Below are 16,967 nucleotides of genomic sequence, written 5' to 3'. Positions count from 1 at the left end.
AACTCCCAAAAATGGTTATGATAATATTTTGGAGGGAATTGTTGTTAAAATGATTGAATGAGAAATAAAATTGATTTTATTTAATCTGAAGCACAAAATCCACAAAACTCTTTGTAAATTCCCTGTAAGAGCTCGCAACAAGATGAGCATAGCAGCCCAGCGTGTTATTAACTGTTAGTCCATCCCAGCCATCAATGATACCCGTTCCACGGGAGAGTTTAATAGCGAATTTCGCATCCTTGGGAATTCCGGTAACTTCGGAGTGGTGGAACTCGTGGCCACGGAAAGAATTGCCCGTTTTACCGATAACCGCATCCATTGCCAGAGAGCCGATATTGTAGCTGACCACACGTTTATGTCCCATTAGAGTATGGCCCGGAAGCGCACCCACCATCTCATGAGTGGACTCCGGCATCTCTGCCATATGATGAGCTCCTTTACCTTTTACACCTGTGCTCAGCTTTTCTGTAAGGTACATTAAGCCACCGCACTCTGCATAGATTGGCAAGCCGGAACGTGATGCATCCAGAATATCATCTCGCATGGAGACATTGTTTTCAAGTTTTGCTGCAAAAAGCTCAGGATAGCCACCACCAAGATACAGGCCATCCACATCAGGCAGCTTACTATCATGAATCGGGCTGAAGTATTTGATTTCGGCACCAGCCATTTCCAGCAGTTCGATGTTGTCATGGTAATAGAAATTGAAAGCCTCATCAAAAGCAACACCGATTGCAGGATGCTCATCTTCAATCTCCCGTGGGGAGAAAACTGTCTTCGATGGCCTCTCAAGATCAGGAGCCTCATGAGCCATCTCAAGCAGACGGTCGACTTGTACCCCTTCCTTGATAGTATTTTTGATGAAATCGATCCTTTCATCAAAATTATCAGCTCTGCGACGCTCCTCAATAGCAGGAACAAGTCCCAGATGCCTCATGGAGATCTTCATGGAATTATTGCGGCGAATTACACCGATAACCGGAATGCCGGTGTAGTGCTCAATGGCCTCTGTAGCTTTTTTAGCATGCCTTGGCCCACCAATGTTGTTAAGGATAACACCTGCAATATGCACGTCCCTGTCAAACTCCTTGAAACCATTAACCAGGGCAGCAGCAGAGCGAGTAATGCTCCTTGCATTGATGATAAGTATGACAGAACATTTCAGTATCTTTGCGATCTGTGCCGTGCTGCCGGTATCTGTAAAACTGTCAAAGCCTTCATACAGGCCACGCACACCCTCGATAATTGCAATGTCAGCATCCCCATCGGCCTCCGCACCGTGGATAAATACATCCCTAACACCCTCCTCATCCATCAGGAAACCATCGATATTTCGGGCTCTGCGACCTGTAATCTCAGAATAGTAACTTGGATCAATATAATCCAGCCCCACCTTATACGGCTGGACTTTGTACCCGGCTTCTACAAGGGCAGCAAGCAGACCAATTGTGATGGTGGTCTTTCCCGAAGAAGAACTGCCGGCTGACAGGAGTATTCGGGGTATGTTCTTTGTCTCCGGTACATGAGGCTTCTCGGACATTGGAACCAACCTTCAGCGTGTTAGCTCACGCAGCCTTTCGTCTTCAAGAGCCGCAGGCAGGACTGAGCTTTCGTTGGTCATAATAGCCTGTGCAAGCTCACGGTAGACACCTGCAACGGATGAATCAGGAGCTTTTTCAAGCACAGAAAAACCATCCCTTTCACAATCCTGTACAATCTGCTCTTTTGGTATGAAAGCCATTAGTTTACTTCCGATTTCCTCGGAAAACTTTCTCACAATTTCCTCTTCGCGGGTTACACTTCTGGAATTGCATATTATGCCGGACAATGGCGTATCAATCTTGGCAAGTCCTCTGCATATGTTATTTGCAGCGTAGAGCGGCATGTATTCGCCTGAAGTAAGAATATAGGCTTCGTTAACAAGTCCCTTGCGTATGGGTGCAACAAATCCTCCACATACGATATCACCGGGTACATCGTAGATTATCAGGTCCATGTCACCCATAGATTTGCAGACTTTGCTTAATTTCTGTATGGCAACAATAATACCGCGACCAGCACAGCCAATACCAGGCTCCGGTCCACCGACTTCCACGCATTTAACACCCTTGTAACCTTCAAAAACTACGTCCTGTTCGGTTACATCGATCTTCTGTCTCAGCAGATCCAGAATAGTTGGTATTCTCTTTCCACCGAGAAGCGTAATGGATGAATCACTTTTAGGATCGCATCCTATTATCATTACCTTGTAACCCTCATCAGCACAGGCTGCTGCAACATTGGAAGCAGTGCTTGATTTACCGATACCACCTTTCCCGTATATGGCAATTCGTTTCTGTGCCATTATGCAATCTCCTTGTTCTCTTCCTGCATATCCTTTGCAAGCTCACGCATTGTTGCACCAAACTCCGATTCTACGATATGGTTAACACCAAGAGTTTTCGGATGCAGATCGATCTCCACGAGAACATGCTCATGTCCCATTTCCTTTAGGGGAATAACCTGCCTCGGACCATTGGTCACGGATATTACTTCCATTCCCTTGAGATTGTCCATAGGTATTGCATGTGGAACACCGGTAATGACAACAAAATCGAAATCCCCGTATTTTTCAGCGATGAGTTCACTTACCCTTTCCCCGGCAATAGGATACTCATCCATGCCACCAATATTCTCATGGATTGTAACACCCTTTTCTCTAAAGTCATCCATTATGCTTTTTGCATGGTAGCGAACACGTGGAAGACCTACGCTGTCATCCACATTTGCCATGTTGATAACATTGTCTTCCCTGCCAAGCTGAGCAGCCACTTCATTGATAGCAACTGTGATATCAGCAAACATGTAACCGGTTTCCTTCTTGGCGTTCATTATTGTCAGGCAGCGTTTGCCTTCTTTCAGGTAGTTGATAACCTTTTCAGCGACCTTGTATTTTACATCGCCCCTGGAAGGTTCCAGATACTCCCTGCTTGCCGCACCATGACGTTTCTCGACATTGGTGGCTTCCTCAAGAAGGAATTTCTGCCTTTCAAGCTCCTCTGCATCGATTATATCTGCATCACATGCAGATTCAAGTGCAAGAAGAACACCTTTTGTGTTATTCGGATATCCTGCATGTACTTCAACCTCTATGACAGGTACATCAAGATTTGCATCCTGCACAGGTTCGCGAAGCTCCTCACCTATTATCATGCTGGCACATGTTCCCACCACACCTATCAGTTTAGGCTGGAACATTTCATTGACTTTTTCCAGCAGGGAAGAAAGCTCTTCACGTCCTCCGAAGACAAAACCGTTTTCATCAAGGGCCGTTGTAACAACATGTATACCATCTTCCTCAAGGAGTCTTGCATGCTTGAATGAACAGCCTGGTGGGCCGTGGAGGATAGCAACATCAACATTCAGGTCACGTAACGTGTATAACGCTGCCACAATAGAACTTGGCCGCGGATGTATGATTGATATATCATTTTCCGCCATATCGATCCCTTTTATTTTCTACTAGAGTAATCTAATTAGTATAATTGTTAAATTTCGTATTAAATAGTATACTTAAAGTATAGGTGTTTTCTGCACTATCTAGTTCTTTATCGTATAAAAGCACTAATCATAACAAAAAAACAGAGGATAAAATAAAGATAAAATCAATTATAAAAGGAGCTTGTATCACCTGAAACATTTCACACACGACAATATAATATCACTTTGTGAAGAGACTTCAAGTGCCGTTTCAAGCCCTTCCCCTATTCCGGGAGCATATGCAACATTTACCCCACCTATCCCCTGCATCCTTTCACCCACTAGTATCAACTGTCCTATATCATTACCACGCCTCATGACAAACTCTGAAACCTTCTCAGGGGGAAGACCTTCACAAACCTGGGCAGCTTCTTCCCCAAGCACCATTATAATTCTTTTGGACTCGGTCTTACTTTTATTCAAAGCATAATCCAATGAGCTTTCTGCTGAGCGTATATCCATGCCGGAATTGGAATTATCAATTAGCTTTCTTCCGGAAAGTTCCTTCTCCTGCATCCTTCCCTGCAAACCTTCAAAAGAGCCAATGACTTTGGATATATCCTTTGTAGATACTCCCATCCACATTGCCACGGAAACTGAAGCTGCAAAAGCAGTCGCATATGACCTGTAATTGTAACTGGACGATAGTGGTGAGGTAAAACTAACATCTCTGTGATCCATAACTAAAGAGTCGTCCTCAAAATTAAGCTTAAGATCAGCGTTCACTTCTGCAGAATCACTGAACGTGAAAAACGTCCTGCCATTTTCCCCTGCCTTAGCCACTGCCTTACAATCCCTTGCATTCAGGAAGAATACCTCTTCTGGTTTGCATTGGGAAAGTGCCCCCATCTTGGAATCGCTTGCATCAGAAGTTGAAGCCGCTATCCTGTAATCAGGTTCCAATGTGGTAATTATCCCCACATCAGCAAATCCGGTCAGACCTATTGAAATTTCAAGAATATAGCAATCTGCAGCAATATCTAACTCAGCCAGCATGTCAACTGCAAGCAATATGCTTCCGGGAGCTATGCTTAAACCAAGGTGAACTGTACTGGAATGTCCCTGTTCCCACAATTCAAGGCCTCTGGAAGTATGGAGTATGACCTTCATCTTCCTTGAAAGCATTTCAGCAAGTAGGGATGCAGAACTTGTTTTGGCTTTTGAACCTGTTATCTCGATCACAGTAGCACCATCAAGAACACCAGTCATGGACAATATCAAACCCACGGCTTTGTGATGGGTAATGATATCAATGCCCTTTTCCCTGGCATCTGCGAGCATGGCATATTCCGGATCCAGATGCGCAGGACTTACTATAAGCTCGAATCCAGCAACATGTATAGGGTCCTTTGAAGTTAATATACCATAATCGGATTCCATTTTTGAGAGAATATCCTCGTCCACGGTCCCGTAAACATCTATTGCTGTCACATTGTAACCAAGGCCAGCAAATTTTTCTGCGATGATAATGCCTGCATGCGTCAGGTCAAGGACTGCAACGTTGGTATGATCTAACATAGTACCAGTATGATATAGAATTTAAAAGAGAAAAAATAAGTTAAAGATAATAATGAAAAAAAGAGAATAGAAAGAACTCAGTTCTTTCCATCGTCCTCTTCATCGTCCTTGTAACTGTCCGAGCCCACCATTGCAGCTGAAATTGACTCTATTCCATCAAGCCATTCCGCTACAAGTCCGTATGGAACTTCTTCCATAGTCTTATCGGAGAAGCTATTTCCTTTCAGGATCAATGCTCCGATCTCGGCGACCGTAGCAAGGGCGATCTCTATGTCATCTGATGCCTCTGCTTCAAGGGCAACCTTTACCAGGTCGTCAACACTGTCTTTTTCGTCGTAATCGCCACCAAGGTAGCATTCACATGCTGCAAAACTTCCTATAAGAGAAGTCTGGAGCGAATCAATCATAAGATCTGCATCCTCGGAGATAGAGTCTATTTCCGCAAGTGCGACATCCCTTATCTGTGCAACATACTCCAATGCAGACTCCGGAGATACCTGCTTCTTTTCACATTTTGCAATTATTTTCAAACAGGCAAGGATAATATCGTCTTCCATATTGACAAAAATAGCTCCTTCTTTTCCCTGTGGCTCATCGGATTCCTCGAACTTGAAATCACTCTCTTTTACCTGGTTTAACCAGTTGTTCCAACGCTCTGCCGTATAAAAATCATGATGTAACACATCACCGTCCTTCCCTGCCATATAATTACCTCTGTATGATAGTATAAATTTAATATTTCAGCTTATTATTACGAATTGCTTTTTATATAAAAGATGTTCGCAACGAAACTATACTTTTAGTTCCACCATTTTAAGAGAACATCCTGAAACCATGTCCTCATCCATAGGACCAAGTACCTTAACAACTGTACATTTGTCCCCTTCCTTAAGACCTTCGGGATAAAAGATGTCATAAACACTGTCATCGAAAGTCTGGCATTTTGGGTGTTCGTAGCTAATCTTAGAACCTTCCACTGCCTTGCGGGACTCAATCGCCGCAACGATCGGGGAACTTTCAACATCAACAGTCAGCACTCCACTATCATGAATGAAACATTCGTGAACTGTATCGCTTCTGACCTTTGCAACACGATACTTGCGACCAGGTACAAGATTCAAACAGGTACGCCTCAGCTTGCATTTCTTACATTCACGGGACTCACCCATAAATATGAAATCCTCGCCTTCTTTTGCAAGCCTTGAACCAATAAGTGTAATGGTAGTATTATTATCTGTCATATAAATCACCTTGATCAATTGAATTTAGCTATCCTACTATGAAATAACTTTTGTTAAGCGTGCGACTTTCTCTGCAGCCTCGGAAGTAAGACCTGCACCAAGTATAGTGTATCTTTCCGGGCGGATCGTATGTGCAACAAGAAGCGCCTCTAATATATACTTATCTTCAATACCAAGTTCTTCAGCGGTCGTAGGTGCTCCTATGATTTCCAGGCATTCTTTTATACTGCACCAGTCACCACCATGCAGATACATCATCATAATTGTTCCGATTCCGCATTGTTCTCCGTGCAAAGCATGTTTTGGAGCTACCGTGTCCAGAGCATGACTGAACATATGCTCCGATCCGGATGCCGGCCTTGATGAACCTGCAATGCTCATTGCAACGCCACTGGATACAAGAGCCTTTACAACCATTCTTACAGAACTTTCCAGATCCGGTTTTATAGAATCAGCAGAATCGATTAGTATCCTTGCAGTCATCAGGGACAGGGCTGCAGCATATTCACTAAAAGATTCATTAGTCAGGCGATGTGCAAGTTCCCAGTCCTTCACGGCCGTATAATTAGAAATGATATCTCCGCATCCTGCTGCAAGCAAACGGTAAGGCGCACTGGCTATTATATGGGTATCCGCTATCACAGCCATGGGAGCATTTACCTCGATTGATGTTTTTTTTCCCTTGTCGTGTATTGAAGCCCTAGAAGATACAATGCCATCATGTGATGCAGCTGTAGGGACACTTATGAAGGGAAGATCGAGCTGTGTGGCGGCAAGTTTCGCCACATCTATGGATTTACCGCTTCCGACTCCGATCAAGTATTTAGAATTTGATTCCTTCGCCTGTGCAGCCGCTTTTTTGACTTCGGCCATGGATGCTTCTTTTGAAACTGTGATAGATGGGTCGTAACCACATTCAGACAGCAGGTCAAATACAACATCTCCTGCTATCTTCTTAGTATTGTTTCCCGTAACAATAAAAGCACCTTCCCTAAGTTTCAGGTCATCGCAAACATCCTTCATGTCATAGATAACATCAGGACCTACAACAACATCCCTTGGTAATTGCATCCATTTTTTCTTGCCTATTGTCGGGATCACTCATATACCTGCCAAAAACTGAATAATTAAATTTTTAATAATCAAATACTATCAAGCATTAGCTGCAAATAGGAACATGACTTGATTTGGGAAATTTCTTTTGATATATTAGGTACTTCCCATAAGCTATTAAATATTAGTTGTATTTAGGATATTCCTATATTATGCTACTGCTGTGATTATAATGCCATTAATAGATAAAGTTACCCGATTCATTAACGATTATTACATAGACCCCATTCTTCATGATAGTGGTTACAATATCGTTAATACAGTTACATGGGCGATATTGCTGGGAATATGTATTTTCGGCGTTGTAAAGTTGTTGAAAAAACTGGATATAGAGATAGATGACAGGTTCACAGTATCTGTTATTCCTTTCATCCTTGCGGGTTCATCCCTCAGGGTTATAGAAGATACGGGAATCCTGACCGCCCCTATAAGTTACCTGTTCATAACCCCAAATATCTATTTTGTTGTATTTGCAATAACAGTGTTCTTCCTGGTCCTTTCAAAATGGATCGTGAAGTTAAATGGAACAGGAGATTATCGAAAGAACTTTGCAGGTTTTGGACTCGCATGGTTCCTTGTGAACCTCACAATCCTGTCCTATCTTGAAGACATGATACTCCCATGGGTGCCTGTTTTTGTCGTATGCGCAGCAAGCCTGATAGTATATTTTACAAAATTCGTATTCGACCGTATAGGTTTTGACCTGCTCAAAAGTAAGATCAATATAGCAATACTCTGGGTTCACCTTATGGATGCATCTTCAACTATTGCAGGAATTGATTTTCTCGGATATTACGAAAAGCATGTAGTACCATCATACCTTATCGACCTTACAGGCACTGCATTTGTGATGTATCCGTTAAAACTATCTATATTCATCCCGGTACTGTATATACTGGATAATCATTTTGACGAGGACGAAGAATCACAGACATTAAAGACCTTCCTTAAACTAGTCATCATAGTCCTTGGATTATCACCTGCATGCAGGAACACTATCAGGATGGCATTTGGGGTTTAAGCCAATGCATAATGAAAACACAAAAGAGGCATTCAGGACATACATTGATGAGCTGATACCTTTCGTATGGATCAGTCTTTTATTTTTTGTATTGTCAACTATTGCAGGTTACGCCTATTACACAATTGAACCTTCATACGCATTGAATTCACTTAGCGGGCTGGAAGAACTCGCAGAAATGCTTCAGGGCCTTTCTGCTTTTGAGATTATGCTGCTTATTTTTGTGAATAATTCTGTGAAAATGTTCTTCTCGATACTGCTTGGTTTCGCCCTGGGTATAATTCCCTTTGGATTTTTGGTGCTGAACGGCTTTATTCTGGGAGTATTCGCACATTATCAGGCAGTTGAAAGTGGAACCCTGTTTATAATTGCAGGCCTGACACCTCACGGAATAATAGAGATACCCATGCTCCTTATTTCATCTGCTATTGGATTGAAGATAGGATACGTGGCACTAAATACCATCCGCTCACAGCCTGCTGACCTTAAGGGAGAGATTATCAGGGGAATTAAATTCTACCTGCACTGGTTGTTCCCACTCATATTACTTGCAGCTATTATAGAGACTTTCATAACACCCGTGATAATTTATCTGGTGGCTGGAATTTGAAATTCCAAACAAAGCATTTTGACGTGAACAGATTTATTAATACTAAATACAATGTCTGGAAAAAGATCGAGGTCGTACGATGATAGACAGAAAAGAGATCATAGAGATTATCGAAGATTATGACATTGACAAATTAAAAATAGGCGCTGTTGCCTCACACTCAGCACTGGACATCTTCGACGGTGCAATTGAAGAAGACTTCAGGACACTGGCCCTTTGCCAGGAAGGCCGTGAAAAAACATACACAGATTATTTTAAGTCACAGAGAAACGCCAATGGCAAAGTTACCAGGGGAATAGTGGACGAATCCATATCCCTGAAAAAGTTCAATGAAGTCATCAAAGCTGAGAACCAGCAGAAGCTCATTGATGAAAATGTACTTTTCATACCAAACAGATCATTCACTTCCTACTGTGGCATCGATGATGTGGAGAACAATTTCAAAGTCCCGCTTGTGGGCAGCAGGAACATGCTCAGGAGTGAGGAAAGAGGAATGGAAAGGGACTATTACTGGTTGCTTGAGAAGGCAGGCCTGCCATTCCCTGAAAGAATAGAAGACCCACAGGATATAGATGAGCTTGTGATGGTCAAACTGCCTCATGCTGTAAAGAAACTTGAAAGGGGTTTCTTCACCGCAGGTACATATGAGGAATATCTTGAAAAATCACAGGCACTCCTGAAACAGGGAGTCATAACAGAAGAAGCTCTTAAGAGTGCAAGGATTGAGAGATACATAATAGGACCTGTTTTCAACCTGGATATGTTCTATTCACCCATCGAGTCAGAGATGAATAAACTCGAGCTGCTGGGCGTAGATTGGAGGTTTGAGACAAGTCTGGACGGTCATGTCAGACTACCTGCACCCCAGCAGATGAATCTGGCAGAACACCAGCTGACTCCCGAGTATACTGTGTGTGGTCACAACTCTGCAACCCTTAGAGAATCACTCCTTGAAGAAGCATTCAGGCTCTGTGAGAAATACGTGGAAGCTGCAAAGAAATATTATGATCCGGGAATCATAGGACCCTTCTGCCTGCAGACCTGTGTCGATAAGGATCTGAACTACTACATCTACGATGTAGCACCAAGGGTAGGCGGAGGTACTAACGTCCACATGTCTGTTGGTCATCCCTACGGCAACACCACATGGAGAAGACCAATGAGCACAGGTCGCCGTGTTGCCCACGAGATCAGAAGGGCTATTGAGACCGATCAGCTCGACAAGATAATAACATAAACGATCTTTTTTGTAATGGTCTGGACAGTTAAGTTCAGACTTTCTTTAATTTTTCAGTTTGCATCAACATGAATTAATATACAGAAGTAAATAAAAGTCTTTTTATACAACTGTGTGCATACTATCATGCGCATGGAAATCAACAGGGTTCCAACAGGAATCTATGAACTTGACGAAATACTCGAAGGTGGGTATCCTTCACAACAGGGCATTCTGATAAGTGGACCCCCTGGATCGGGAAAAAGTATCCTTGCAACTCATTTTCTTCACAGGTCATGCAAAGACGGAAAAAAATGTATGCTAATGCTCACCCAGGTTAACGTTGAGAGTTACCTTGAACAGGCTTTGAGCATAGGAATTGATTTTCAGACTTGCATTGACAAAGGAACCCTGCTTATTACTAAATCATTTGAAACCCGCACGAACAAAATATATAATGCTGAAAGACACGGAACAGGAATAGGATTCCTTGAAAAGGATTGTGTCCAGAACGTACAGGATATACCTGATGACGTAGAGATCGTAGTAATAGACAATCTTGACATGTTGTCCCTTTATCACAGCACAGAAGATTTTGCGGACAAGTTCTTTGCTATAAATGACATCCTATTCGCTAAAAAATGTACAACACTTTTTTTAATAGGTCAGGAAGACTCTAAGACAAAACATGCTATTGCACAGCACACGTCTTTTGGGAACATTGAACTTTATACGGACCGTGATCCTGCAACCGGAAGAGGTATGCGTCAAATGTATATTCCAAAAATGAGATGTACCTATCTTTCACTTGACCCCCTTAATTTCAAGATAACAAAAGAAGGTATAAAAATAGAGAAGATATTCCAGAGGGATGAGATCATAAAAGATGCCCTCAATGCTTTTGTTTGAGAACTGTAAATTCAGGCCCTATCTTCTATGTACTCTTTTTCGTAGTAAGCTATATACACCATTAAAAGAATAAGAACTGTTTTGCCATACTATAGGCATTTGTACTTTCTGTTTTGTTTGAAATCATTTAAATATGATTAATTGAATGATAGCACAAACCTAAACTGCAATCAATAAAATCTTTCATATATTTTGTACATTCGAATTATTGCTCAACCCGGAGGGAAATAAAAAATTGAGTCAACCTAGCGTTAATATCGGCATGGTAGGTCATGTCGACCATGGAAAAACCACACTTGTCAGCGCACTGTCAGGAGTCTGGACAGATACACATAGTGAAGAGATGAAGCGTGGTATATCTATCCGCCTCGGATACGCGGATGCGACATTCAGGAAGTGCCCTAACTGCCCTGAGCCGGAATGTTATACTGTTTCTAAAAAATGTGAAGGGTGTAAAGAGCCCTCTGAAGAGCTCAGGACAGTATCTTTTGTCGATGCACCAGGCCATGAGACACTCATGGCCACTATGCTTTCAGGTGCTGCCATTATGGACGGAGCTATTCTTGTAATCGCTGCTAATGAGGAATGCCCGCAACCACAGACCAAGGAACACTTAATGGCATTGAATATTATTGGCATTAAGAACCTGGTAATAGTGCAGAATAAGATAGACCTGGTATCCAGGGAGCAGCTCATTGAACATTATCACCAGATCAAGGATTTTGTAAAGGGAACTGTTGCTGAGAATGCACCAATCATACCGGTTTCTGCCCAGCAGAATACAAACGTAGATTCCCTCATCCAGGCAATGGAGGAAATCATACCGACACCAGTCCACAAGCTGGACAAGCCGCCACATATGCTTATAGCAAGGTCTTTCGACATTAACAAGCCCGGTACACCTATTAAAGATATAACAGGTGGAGTAATAGGCGGCACACTTACAGAAGGCTCATTGCGTGCCGGTGATGAGATGGAAGTGCGTCCGGGAATAAAGGTTGAAAGCGAAGGAACCACCCGATGGGAGCCTATTAAAACTAAAATATCCAGAATCGTGGCCGGAAAAGAAAATGTGGAAGAAGCAAGCCCAGGCGGATTGCTTGCAGTCGGAACCACACTTGACCCTTCATTGACAAAGAGCGACACACTTACAGGACAGGTCGCAGGTTCACCCGGAACCCTTCCACCAACTCATGACTCATTTGCACTTGAGCTACACCTTCTTGAAAGGGTGGTAGGAGTTAGTGATGAAGAAGAGATCGGGGCCATTAAGACAAGCGAGCCTTTAATGCTCAACGTTGGAACTGCTACTACTGTAGGTATTGTCACCAGTGCGAGGACAGATATCGCCGAGGTCAAGCTAAAGAGACCGGTCTGTGCAGATATCGGATCAACTGTGGCCATCAGCAGGCGTGTAGGATCCCGCTGGCGCCTTATTGGTGTAGGAGTAATTAAGGATTGAAAGTCATTATCGATACAAATGGCCTGATGATACCGGTACAGTTCAATGTCGATATTTTTGAGGAACTCAAAAGACTTGGATATGACACATATCTCGTCCCTACAGCAGTTATCAACGAACTGGATATCCTGATAAAGAATCTCAAAGGCGGAGACAGAACAGCTGCAAAGGTTGCGCGAGCAATGGCAGATAGGTGTGAGATAATCCAGGCAGACGGACATGCAGATGATGTCATCCTGGACCTTGCTATCAGTCATGCGGCATCTGTGCTCACCAATGACATAGGGTTACGGAAAAGATTGAAAAAAAGAGATGTACCCGCCATATGCCTGCGACAGAAAAACAGGCTTGAGAAGATCACAGATGAAGTTTAAAACCAAATAAAGCATTTAAATTAATCATATCGGGATAATTGGAGTCAATCACATGTACAAAAAGATGAAACTAGCGGACACAATTCGTGTGGCGCCAGACCTTTTGGGCGGAGATGTGAAAACAAATGTCAAAGCTGCCCTGAGGGACAAGCTTGAAGGCAGGATCGATAAAGCGCTTGGTGCCATTGTTGCCATTACTGAAATCGATGAGATTGGAGAAGGACACATTCTTGTAGGCGACGGTGCAGTGTATTATGACGTTACTTTTGAAGCAATTGTATTCGTTCCGATAATACAGGAAGTCATTGAAGGAGAAGTTGTCGAGACTGTTGATTTCGGTGCTTTTGTCAGCATCGGAGCAATGGACGGCCTTTTACATGTGAGCCAGATAACCGACGATTTCATGTCTTATGATGGTAAAAACGGCAGGCTTGTAAGCAAAACCGGTGGAAAATCACTTTCTGAAGGTGACAAAGTAAGAGCCCGTATAGTCGCTGTCAGTATCAACGAAAGAGAGCCAAGGGAAAGCAAAATAGGGCTTACCATGAGACAGCACTCTCTCGGAAAGATCGAATGGATCGAGGAACAGAAAAAGCCAAAAGCTGATAAGGCAGAATGATTGGAGGGTGAATAGATGAGTGACCAGGTTTGTCGTGAATGCCATCGCATAATCTCAGGCCAGACATGTCCTATCTGCGGCTCCAGCAATCTCAGTGCAGACTGGAGTGGCATGGTTATTATTATAGATCCGGAACGTTCGGAGATAGCAAAGAAAATCGATGTGAAAGTAGCTGACAAGTATGCTCTGAAGGTGCGCTAGTTGGGCCTTCATTTAACTTTACCCGATACACTGCGACCACGTTTTCGGGAGAGTTTTGGGAGCCTTTACAGAGGAAAAGGCGATGACACTATCAGGAAGCTTTCAGGGGATCTGGGAAGTCCCACAAAACTTATATCCGTAGGTGATGTTACTACATTCCACTTGCTCAACTCAGATATTATACCGGACATCCTGATAGTGGATGACCGGACAAAACGCGGACCGGCTTCTGACCGGGTCGTTGTGGGTACAAAGCATAAAGGCTTCACTGAAATATTCGTTGACAATCCAGCCGGGGTCATAACCGAGGATCTGATAGATGCTGTTGGTAGCGCCATAAGATCAGATGAACGTGTCCGAATATTCGTGCGCGGCGAAGAAGACCTTGCAGCATTGCCCGCAATTCTAATGGCACCTGAAGGCTCAGCTGTTCTTTATGGGCAGCCGGACGAAGGTGTTGTGCTTGTTAAGATAACGTTACCTAAAAAGGAACAAATGAAGAACCTGTTAACTGAAATACTCAAAGAACAGGATCATGATTCAGAAGAAGTAAAAACCATTTGGAGAAAATTAGATGGACATCAAAATCATTAAAGAAAAAAACAACGCACTTCTCAACAGACGTGAGTTGAACCTGGACATTGAATTCGACGGAGCAACACCTTCCAGGGACCAGGTAAAAGGAAAAGTTGCCGCTATGATGAACGTACCTCTGGAACTTGTGATCATCCAGAAAATGGATAACGAGTTCGGTAAGCAGGCAGCAAGCGCATATATAAAAGTATATGAAAATGCCGAAAGGATGAAACAGGTCGAAGCAGACTATGTCCTTAAAAGGAACGTACTCCCTGAGCCTGAAGTTAAGGAAGAGGAAGTAGTTGAAGAAGCAGAAGCATCTGAAACTCCTGAAGAATAAGGTGATATGATGGCAGTAAAGGATTATTACAAAGTCAGTGGCGATTCAATCGAAAGAACACACCAGCCATGTCCCCGTTGCGGTGAAGGCGTATTCCTCGCAGAGCACAAGGACAGACGCTCCTGCGGCAAATGTGGCTACACAGAATTTAAAAAATAATTATTGTATAGTACAGCCCATAAAGGGTTGTCTTCTTTTTTTTAGAACTTTTTCTTAAAAACCAGATGTGCTAGTTACATCTGTATTGAACCTGAAAAATTTACGTTTTAACTATTTTTTGAAGTTACCTCTTTTTTTTCATTATAATAGATAATATATTTTGTATATGTACTGTATCAGCACATTGTGAAATTTTATACTGCCTGATACGCATTTTATGTGAGAACATTCCGAAAGATTTAATAATAGGTAGATTGTTTGCACTTATTAGTTGTAAAGCAAACATGCATAATTTAAATATATATATACATTGTTTAAACTATAATGTATGAGTTGTTTTCACTCATAAAAATTACTCACATCGATATTCATAATAAATTATAAAAAAGAGGAATTCAATGAGCTACGTTTATGCAGCAGTTGTAGGTATCCTTATAGGTATATTCATATTTGGTCTGAAGACCGGAGTAGGATGTGGGTTTTCCACTGTCAGAAAAAGAGATATCCTGATACTTGCAAGCAGTTACTTTGTCATTTCCATAATACTTGGGAGTCTTGTGGAAATAGTGGACCAATCCTATATTGAAGCTATTTCAAATCTTGGAATGACATTACATGTATTCATAGCACTTGTCCTCATTGGTGCCGGGATATATACCCAGAAAAAATGGAACTGCGGACATGATGTTTCAAAGAAAACCTTCCTAGTAATCTCTATCCCCTGCCCGGTTTGTCTTACCGCTCTTTTTGTATCCTGCATGATACTTGCATCCAGTCTTGAAATCAGCGGATGGAAGGTAGGCATCATAGTTGGGATCGTTTTCTTCTTGTCAGTGATATCATCAACCTTTGTTTTCAGGAAGCTGAACCGCTCTCCGGAAGACCTGGGCACAGTGATGATGTTCCTCGGGATATTCTACATGCTCGGAGCAATGCTTGTTCCTGCATATATCAAGGCAAAGAAACTCAACCTGGTACTAAGTAGCGGGGGAGAGTTCGAGATTATTCCACTGTTGGTATTCACCATTTTCATAATAGGGGGCTATGCCCTCAATTATATGAGAGGTCAATAAAAATGGATACAACTTCATCTTTGTTTGGTATACTGTACACATTTTCAGCTTCACTGCTATACCCGGTGATCATTATTCTTATACTGCTCGTGGTATTCTCCCTGATTCTCATCGGAGAATTCCTTTCGGAGTACGCAAAAAGAAACCGTGATATCGAAAATCTCGAACTATGCTGCGATACAGCAAGAAAGCATGTAAATTCCACGGAATTCGGTAAGGCGGCCGGATCTCTGCGTAACGTAAAGCAGAACTTCATGGTCACCAGTTTCGCAAAGTCGGCAGCAGAACATCTTGAAGAGAATATGGTGGCTTCAATCGAATGGCTTTCGCAGGAATATGAGATAAAAATGGCAAAACGACTTGAGCAGACTAGGATCGTTGCAACTATCGCACCAATGCTGGGCCTGATGGGAACTCTAATTCCACTGGGACCTGCACTCATTGGCCTTTCGCAGGGAGATATCGTACAGCTTGCAAACAACCTCATGATCGCTTTTGCTACAACAGTGGTCGGACTGTTCGCAGGAACCATAGGCTATGTGCTTACACAGGTAAGAAAAAGATGGTACTGGCAGGATATGGCTGATATCGACTATATTCTCGACACACTGGAGGTTGGGGAATGAAAAGAAGAAGAAGCCGGCGAACAGGACTTATAAATAATGAGGATGAACAAAACCCCCTTACAGGGGTTGCCAACCTTTTTGATATTGCCATGGTTTTCTCAGTGGCACTACTTATTGCACTGGTTATGTCATACCAACTGCCCGAACTCCTTGCACCGACAGATGATATTACCATCGTAAAAAATCCTGGACAAAAGGATATGAAGATAATCATCAAGGATCAGGGAAAACCAATTGAAGTTCTGAACATGACCGACCAGATAGGCGGTGGAACAGGAGAAGCACTTGGTACTGCTTACAAACTGGCTGATGGAAGGGTTGTTTATGTGCCAGAAGAAGAGGGGGCAAATACTACCTCGACTTAATTTTTTATTTTTTTTTATTATCATG

At 42.6% G+C, this 16,967-nt stretch carries 21 protein-coding genes; 14 read left to right on the top strand and 7 right to left on the bottom strand.

The window, feature by feature from the left end; translation table 11 throughout:
- Window positions 1-76: 76 nt before the first annotated feature.
- The 7 genes from cfbB to V7O67_RS12680 all read right to left on the bottom strand — a co-directional run bounded on the left by cfbB (window position 77) and on the right by V7O67_RS12680 (window position 7,349).
- Window positions 77-1,540, bottom strand: coding sequence for a Ni-sirohydrochlorin a,c-diamide synthase (gene cfbB, locus V7O67_RS12710; protein ID WP_406670161.1), 1,464 nt, complete (start codon window positions 1,538-1,540; stop codon window positions 77-79).
- A gap of 12 nt (window positions 1,541-1,552) precedes the next feature.
- The gene (gene cfbC / locus V7O67_RS12705) at window positions 1,553-2,347 is read right to left on the bottom strand and encodes a Ni-sirohydrochlorin a,c-diamide reductive cyclase ATP-dependent reductase subunit (protein ID WP_406658250.1); all 795 of its coding nucleotides are present in this window, start codon (window positions 2,345-2,347) and stop codon (window positions 1,553-1,555) included.
- On the bottom strand, window positions 2,344-3,480 hold the full coding sequence (gene cfbD, locus V7O67_RS12700; protein WP_406670160.1) for a Ni-sirohydrochlorin a,c-diamide reductive cyclase catalytic subunit: 1,137 nt from the start codon (window positions 3,478-3,480) through the stop codon (window positions 2,344-2,346). The genes cfbC and cfbD overlap by 4 nt, the downstream gene beginning before the upstream one ends.
- A gap of 186 nt (window positions 3,481-3,666) precedes the next feature.
- Window positions 3,667-5,037 (bottom strand): coenzyme F430 synthase, encoded by a 1,371-nt coding sequence (gene cfbE, locus V7O67_RS12695; protein ID WP_342304493.1) that lies wholly within the window; start codon window positions 5,035-5,037, stop codon window positions 3,667-3,669.
- Window positions 5,038-5,114: 77 nt separating this feature from the next.
- Window positions 5,115-5,741 carry a DUF2150 family protein gene (locus V7O67_RS12690; RefSeq protein WP_406670159.1) on the bottom strand — a complete coding sequence of 209 codons (627 nt, stop codon included), beginning with the start codon at window positions 5,739-5,741 and terminating at the stop codon, window positions 5,115-5,117.
- Between the two features lie 87 nt (window positions 5,742-5,828).
- Window positions 5,829-6,278, bottom strand: coding sequence for a UPF0179 family protein (locus V7O67_RS12685; protein ID WP_342304495.1), 450 nt, complete (start codon window positions 6,276-6,278; stop codon window positions 5,829-5,831).
- A 36-nt stretch (window positions 6,279-6,314) separates the two neighbouring features.
- Window positions 6,315-7,349 carry an NAD(P)-dependent glycerol-1-phosphate dehydrogenase gene (locus V7O67_RS12680; RefSeq protein ID WP_406671484.1) on the bottom strand — a complete coding sequence of 345 codons (1,035 nt, stop codon included), beginning with the start codon at window positions 7,347-7,349 and terminating at the stop codon, window positions 6,315-6,317.
- Between the two features lie 214 nt (window positions 7,350-7,563).
- Between V7O67_RS12680 and V7O67_RS12675 the strand changes: the two genes are divergently transcribed.
- The 14 genes from V7O67_RS12675 to V7O67_RS12610 all read left to right on the top strand — a co-directional run bounded on the left by V7O67_RS12675 (window position 7,564) and on the right by V7O67_RS12610 (window position 16,942).
- The gene (locus V7O67_RS12675) at window positions 7,564-8,412 is read left to right on the top strand and encodes a DUF63 family protein (protein ID WP_342304496.1); all 849 of its coding nucleotides are present in this window, start codon (window positions 7,564-7,566) and stop codon (window positions 8,410-8,412) included.
- Window positions 8,413-8,416: 4 nt separating this feature from the next.
- Entirely contained in the window at window positions 8,417-9,022 is a 606-nt protein-coding gene (locus tag V7O67_RS12670; protein ID WP_406670158.1) for a stage II sporulation protein M, read from the top strand.
- 79 nt (window positions 9,023-9,101) lie between these two features.
- On the top strand, window positions 9,102-10,259 hold the full coding sequence (locus V7O67_RS12665; protein WP_406670157.1) for a formate--phosphoribosylaminoimidazolecarboxamide ligase family protein: 1,158 nt from the start codon (window positions 9,102-9,104) through the stop codon (window positions 10,257-10,259).
- 132 nt (window positions 10,260-10,391) lie between these two features.
- Window positions 10,392-11,147 (top strand): RAD55 family ATPase, encoded by a 756-nt coding sequence (locus tag V7O67_RS12660; protein ID WP_406670156.1) that lies wholly within the window; start codon window positions 10,392-10,394, stop codon window positions 11,145-11,147.
- A 235-nt stretch (window positions 11,148-11,382) separates the two neighbouring features.
- Window positions 11,383-12,609 (top strand): translation initiation factor IF-2 subunit gamma, encoded by a 1,227-nt coding sequence (locus tag V7O67_RS12655; protein ID WP_406657973.1) that lies wholly within the window; start codon window positions 11,383-11,385, stop codon window positions 12,607-12,609.
- On the top strand, window positions 12,606-12,983 hold the full coding sequence (locus tag V7O67_RS12650) for a DNA-binding protein (protein WP_406670155.1): 378 nt from the start codon (window positions 12,606-12,608) through the stop codon (window positions 12,981-12,983). The genes V7O67_RS12655 and V7O67_RS12650 overlap by 4 nt, the downstream gene beginning before the upstream one ends.
- 52 nt (window positions 12,984-13,035) lie before the next feature.
- The gene (locus V7O67_RS12645; protein WP_406657975.1) at window positions 13,036-13,602 is read left to right on the top strand and encodes a DNA-directed RNA polymerase; all 567 of its coding nucleotides are present in this window, start codon (window positions 13,036-13,038) and stop codon (window positions 13,600-13,602) included.
- Between the two features lie 15 nt (window positions 13,603-13,617).
- Entirely contained in the window at window positions 13,618-13,803 is a 186-nt protein-coding gene (gene spt4, locus V7O67_RS12640; protein WP_406657976.1) for a transcription elongation factor subunit Spt4, read from the top strand.
- Window positions 13,804-14,397, top strand: coding sequence for a GTP-dependent dephospho-CoA kinase family protein (locus tag V7O67_RS12635; RefSeq protein WP_406670154.1), 594 nt, complete (start codon window positions 13,804-13,806; stop codon window positions 14,395-14,397).
- On the top strand, window positions 14,378-14,719 hold the full coding sequence (locus V7O67_RS12630; RefSeq protein WP_406657978.1) for a 30S ribosomal protein S24e: 342 nt from the start codon (window positions 14,378-14,380) through the stop codon (window positions 14,717-14,719). Before V7O67_RS12635 ends, V7O67_RS12630 begins: the two co-directional genes overlap by 20 nt.
- 9 nt (window positions 14,720-14,728) lie before the next feature.
- Window positions 14,729-14,878: a 30S ribosomal protein S27ae gene (locus V7O67_RS12625; RefSeq protein ID WP_406658253.1), complete on the top strand. Its 150-nt coding sequence runs from the start codon at window positions 14,729-14,731 to the stop codon at window positions 14,876-14,878.
- A 398-nt stretch (window positions 14,879-15,276) separates the two neighbouring features.
- Window positions 15,277-15,951 (top strand): DUF2162 domain-containing protein, encoded by a 675-nt coding sequence (locus V7O67_RS12620; protein WP_406670153.1) that lies wholly within the window; start codon window positions 15,277-15,279, stop codon window positions 15,949-15,951.
- 2 nt (window positions 15,952-15,953) lie between these two features.
- Window positions 15,954-16,577, top strand: coding sequence for a MotA/TolQ/ExbB proton channel family protein (locus V7O67_RS12615; RefSeq protein WP_406670152.1), 624 nt, complete (start codon window positions 15,954-15,956; stop codon window positions 16,575-16,577).
- On the top strand, window positions 16,574-16,942 hold the full coding sequence (locus V7O67_RS12610; protein WP_406670150.1) for a DUF2149 domain-containing protein: 369 nt from the start codon (window positions 16,574-16,576) through the stop codon (window positions 16,940-16,942). The genes V7O67_RS12615 and V7O67_RS12610 overlap by 4 nt, the downstream gene beginning before the upstream one ends.
- Window positions 16,943-16,967: the final 25 nt, after the last annotated feature.

Source organism: Methanolobus sp. ZRKC4 (assembly GCF_045291305.1).
In the GTDB taxonomy this organism is placed as follows: domain Archaea; phylum Halobacteriota; class Methanosarcinia; order Methanosarcinales; family Methanosarcinaceae; genus Methanolobus.
Note: the sequence above shows the minus strand (reverse complement) of the source record. Positions and strands in the feature narration are given on the sequence as shown.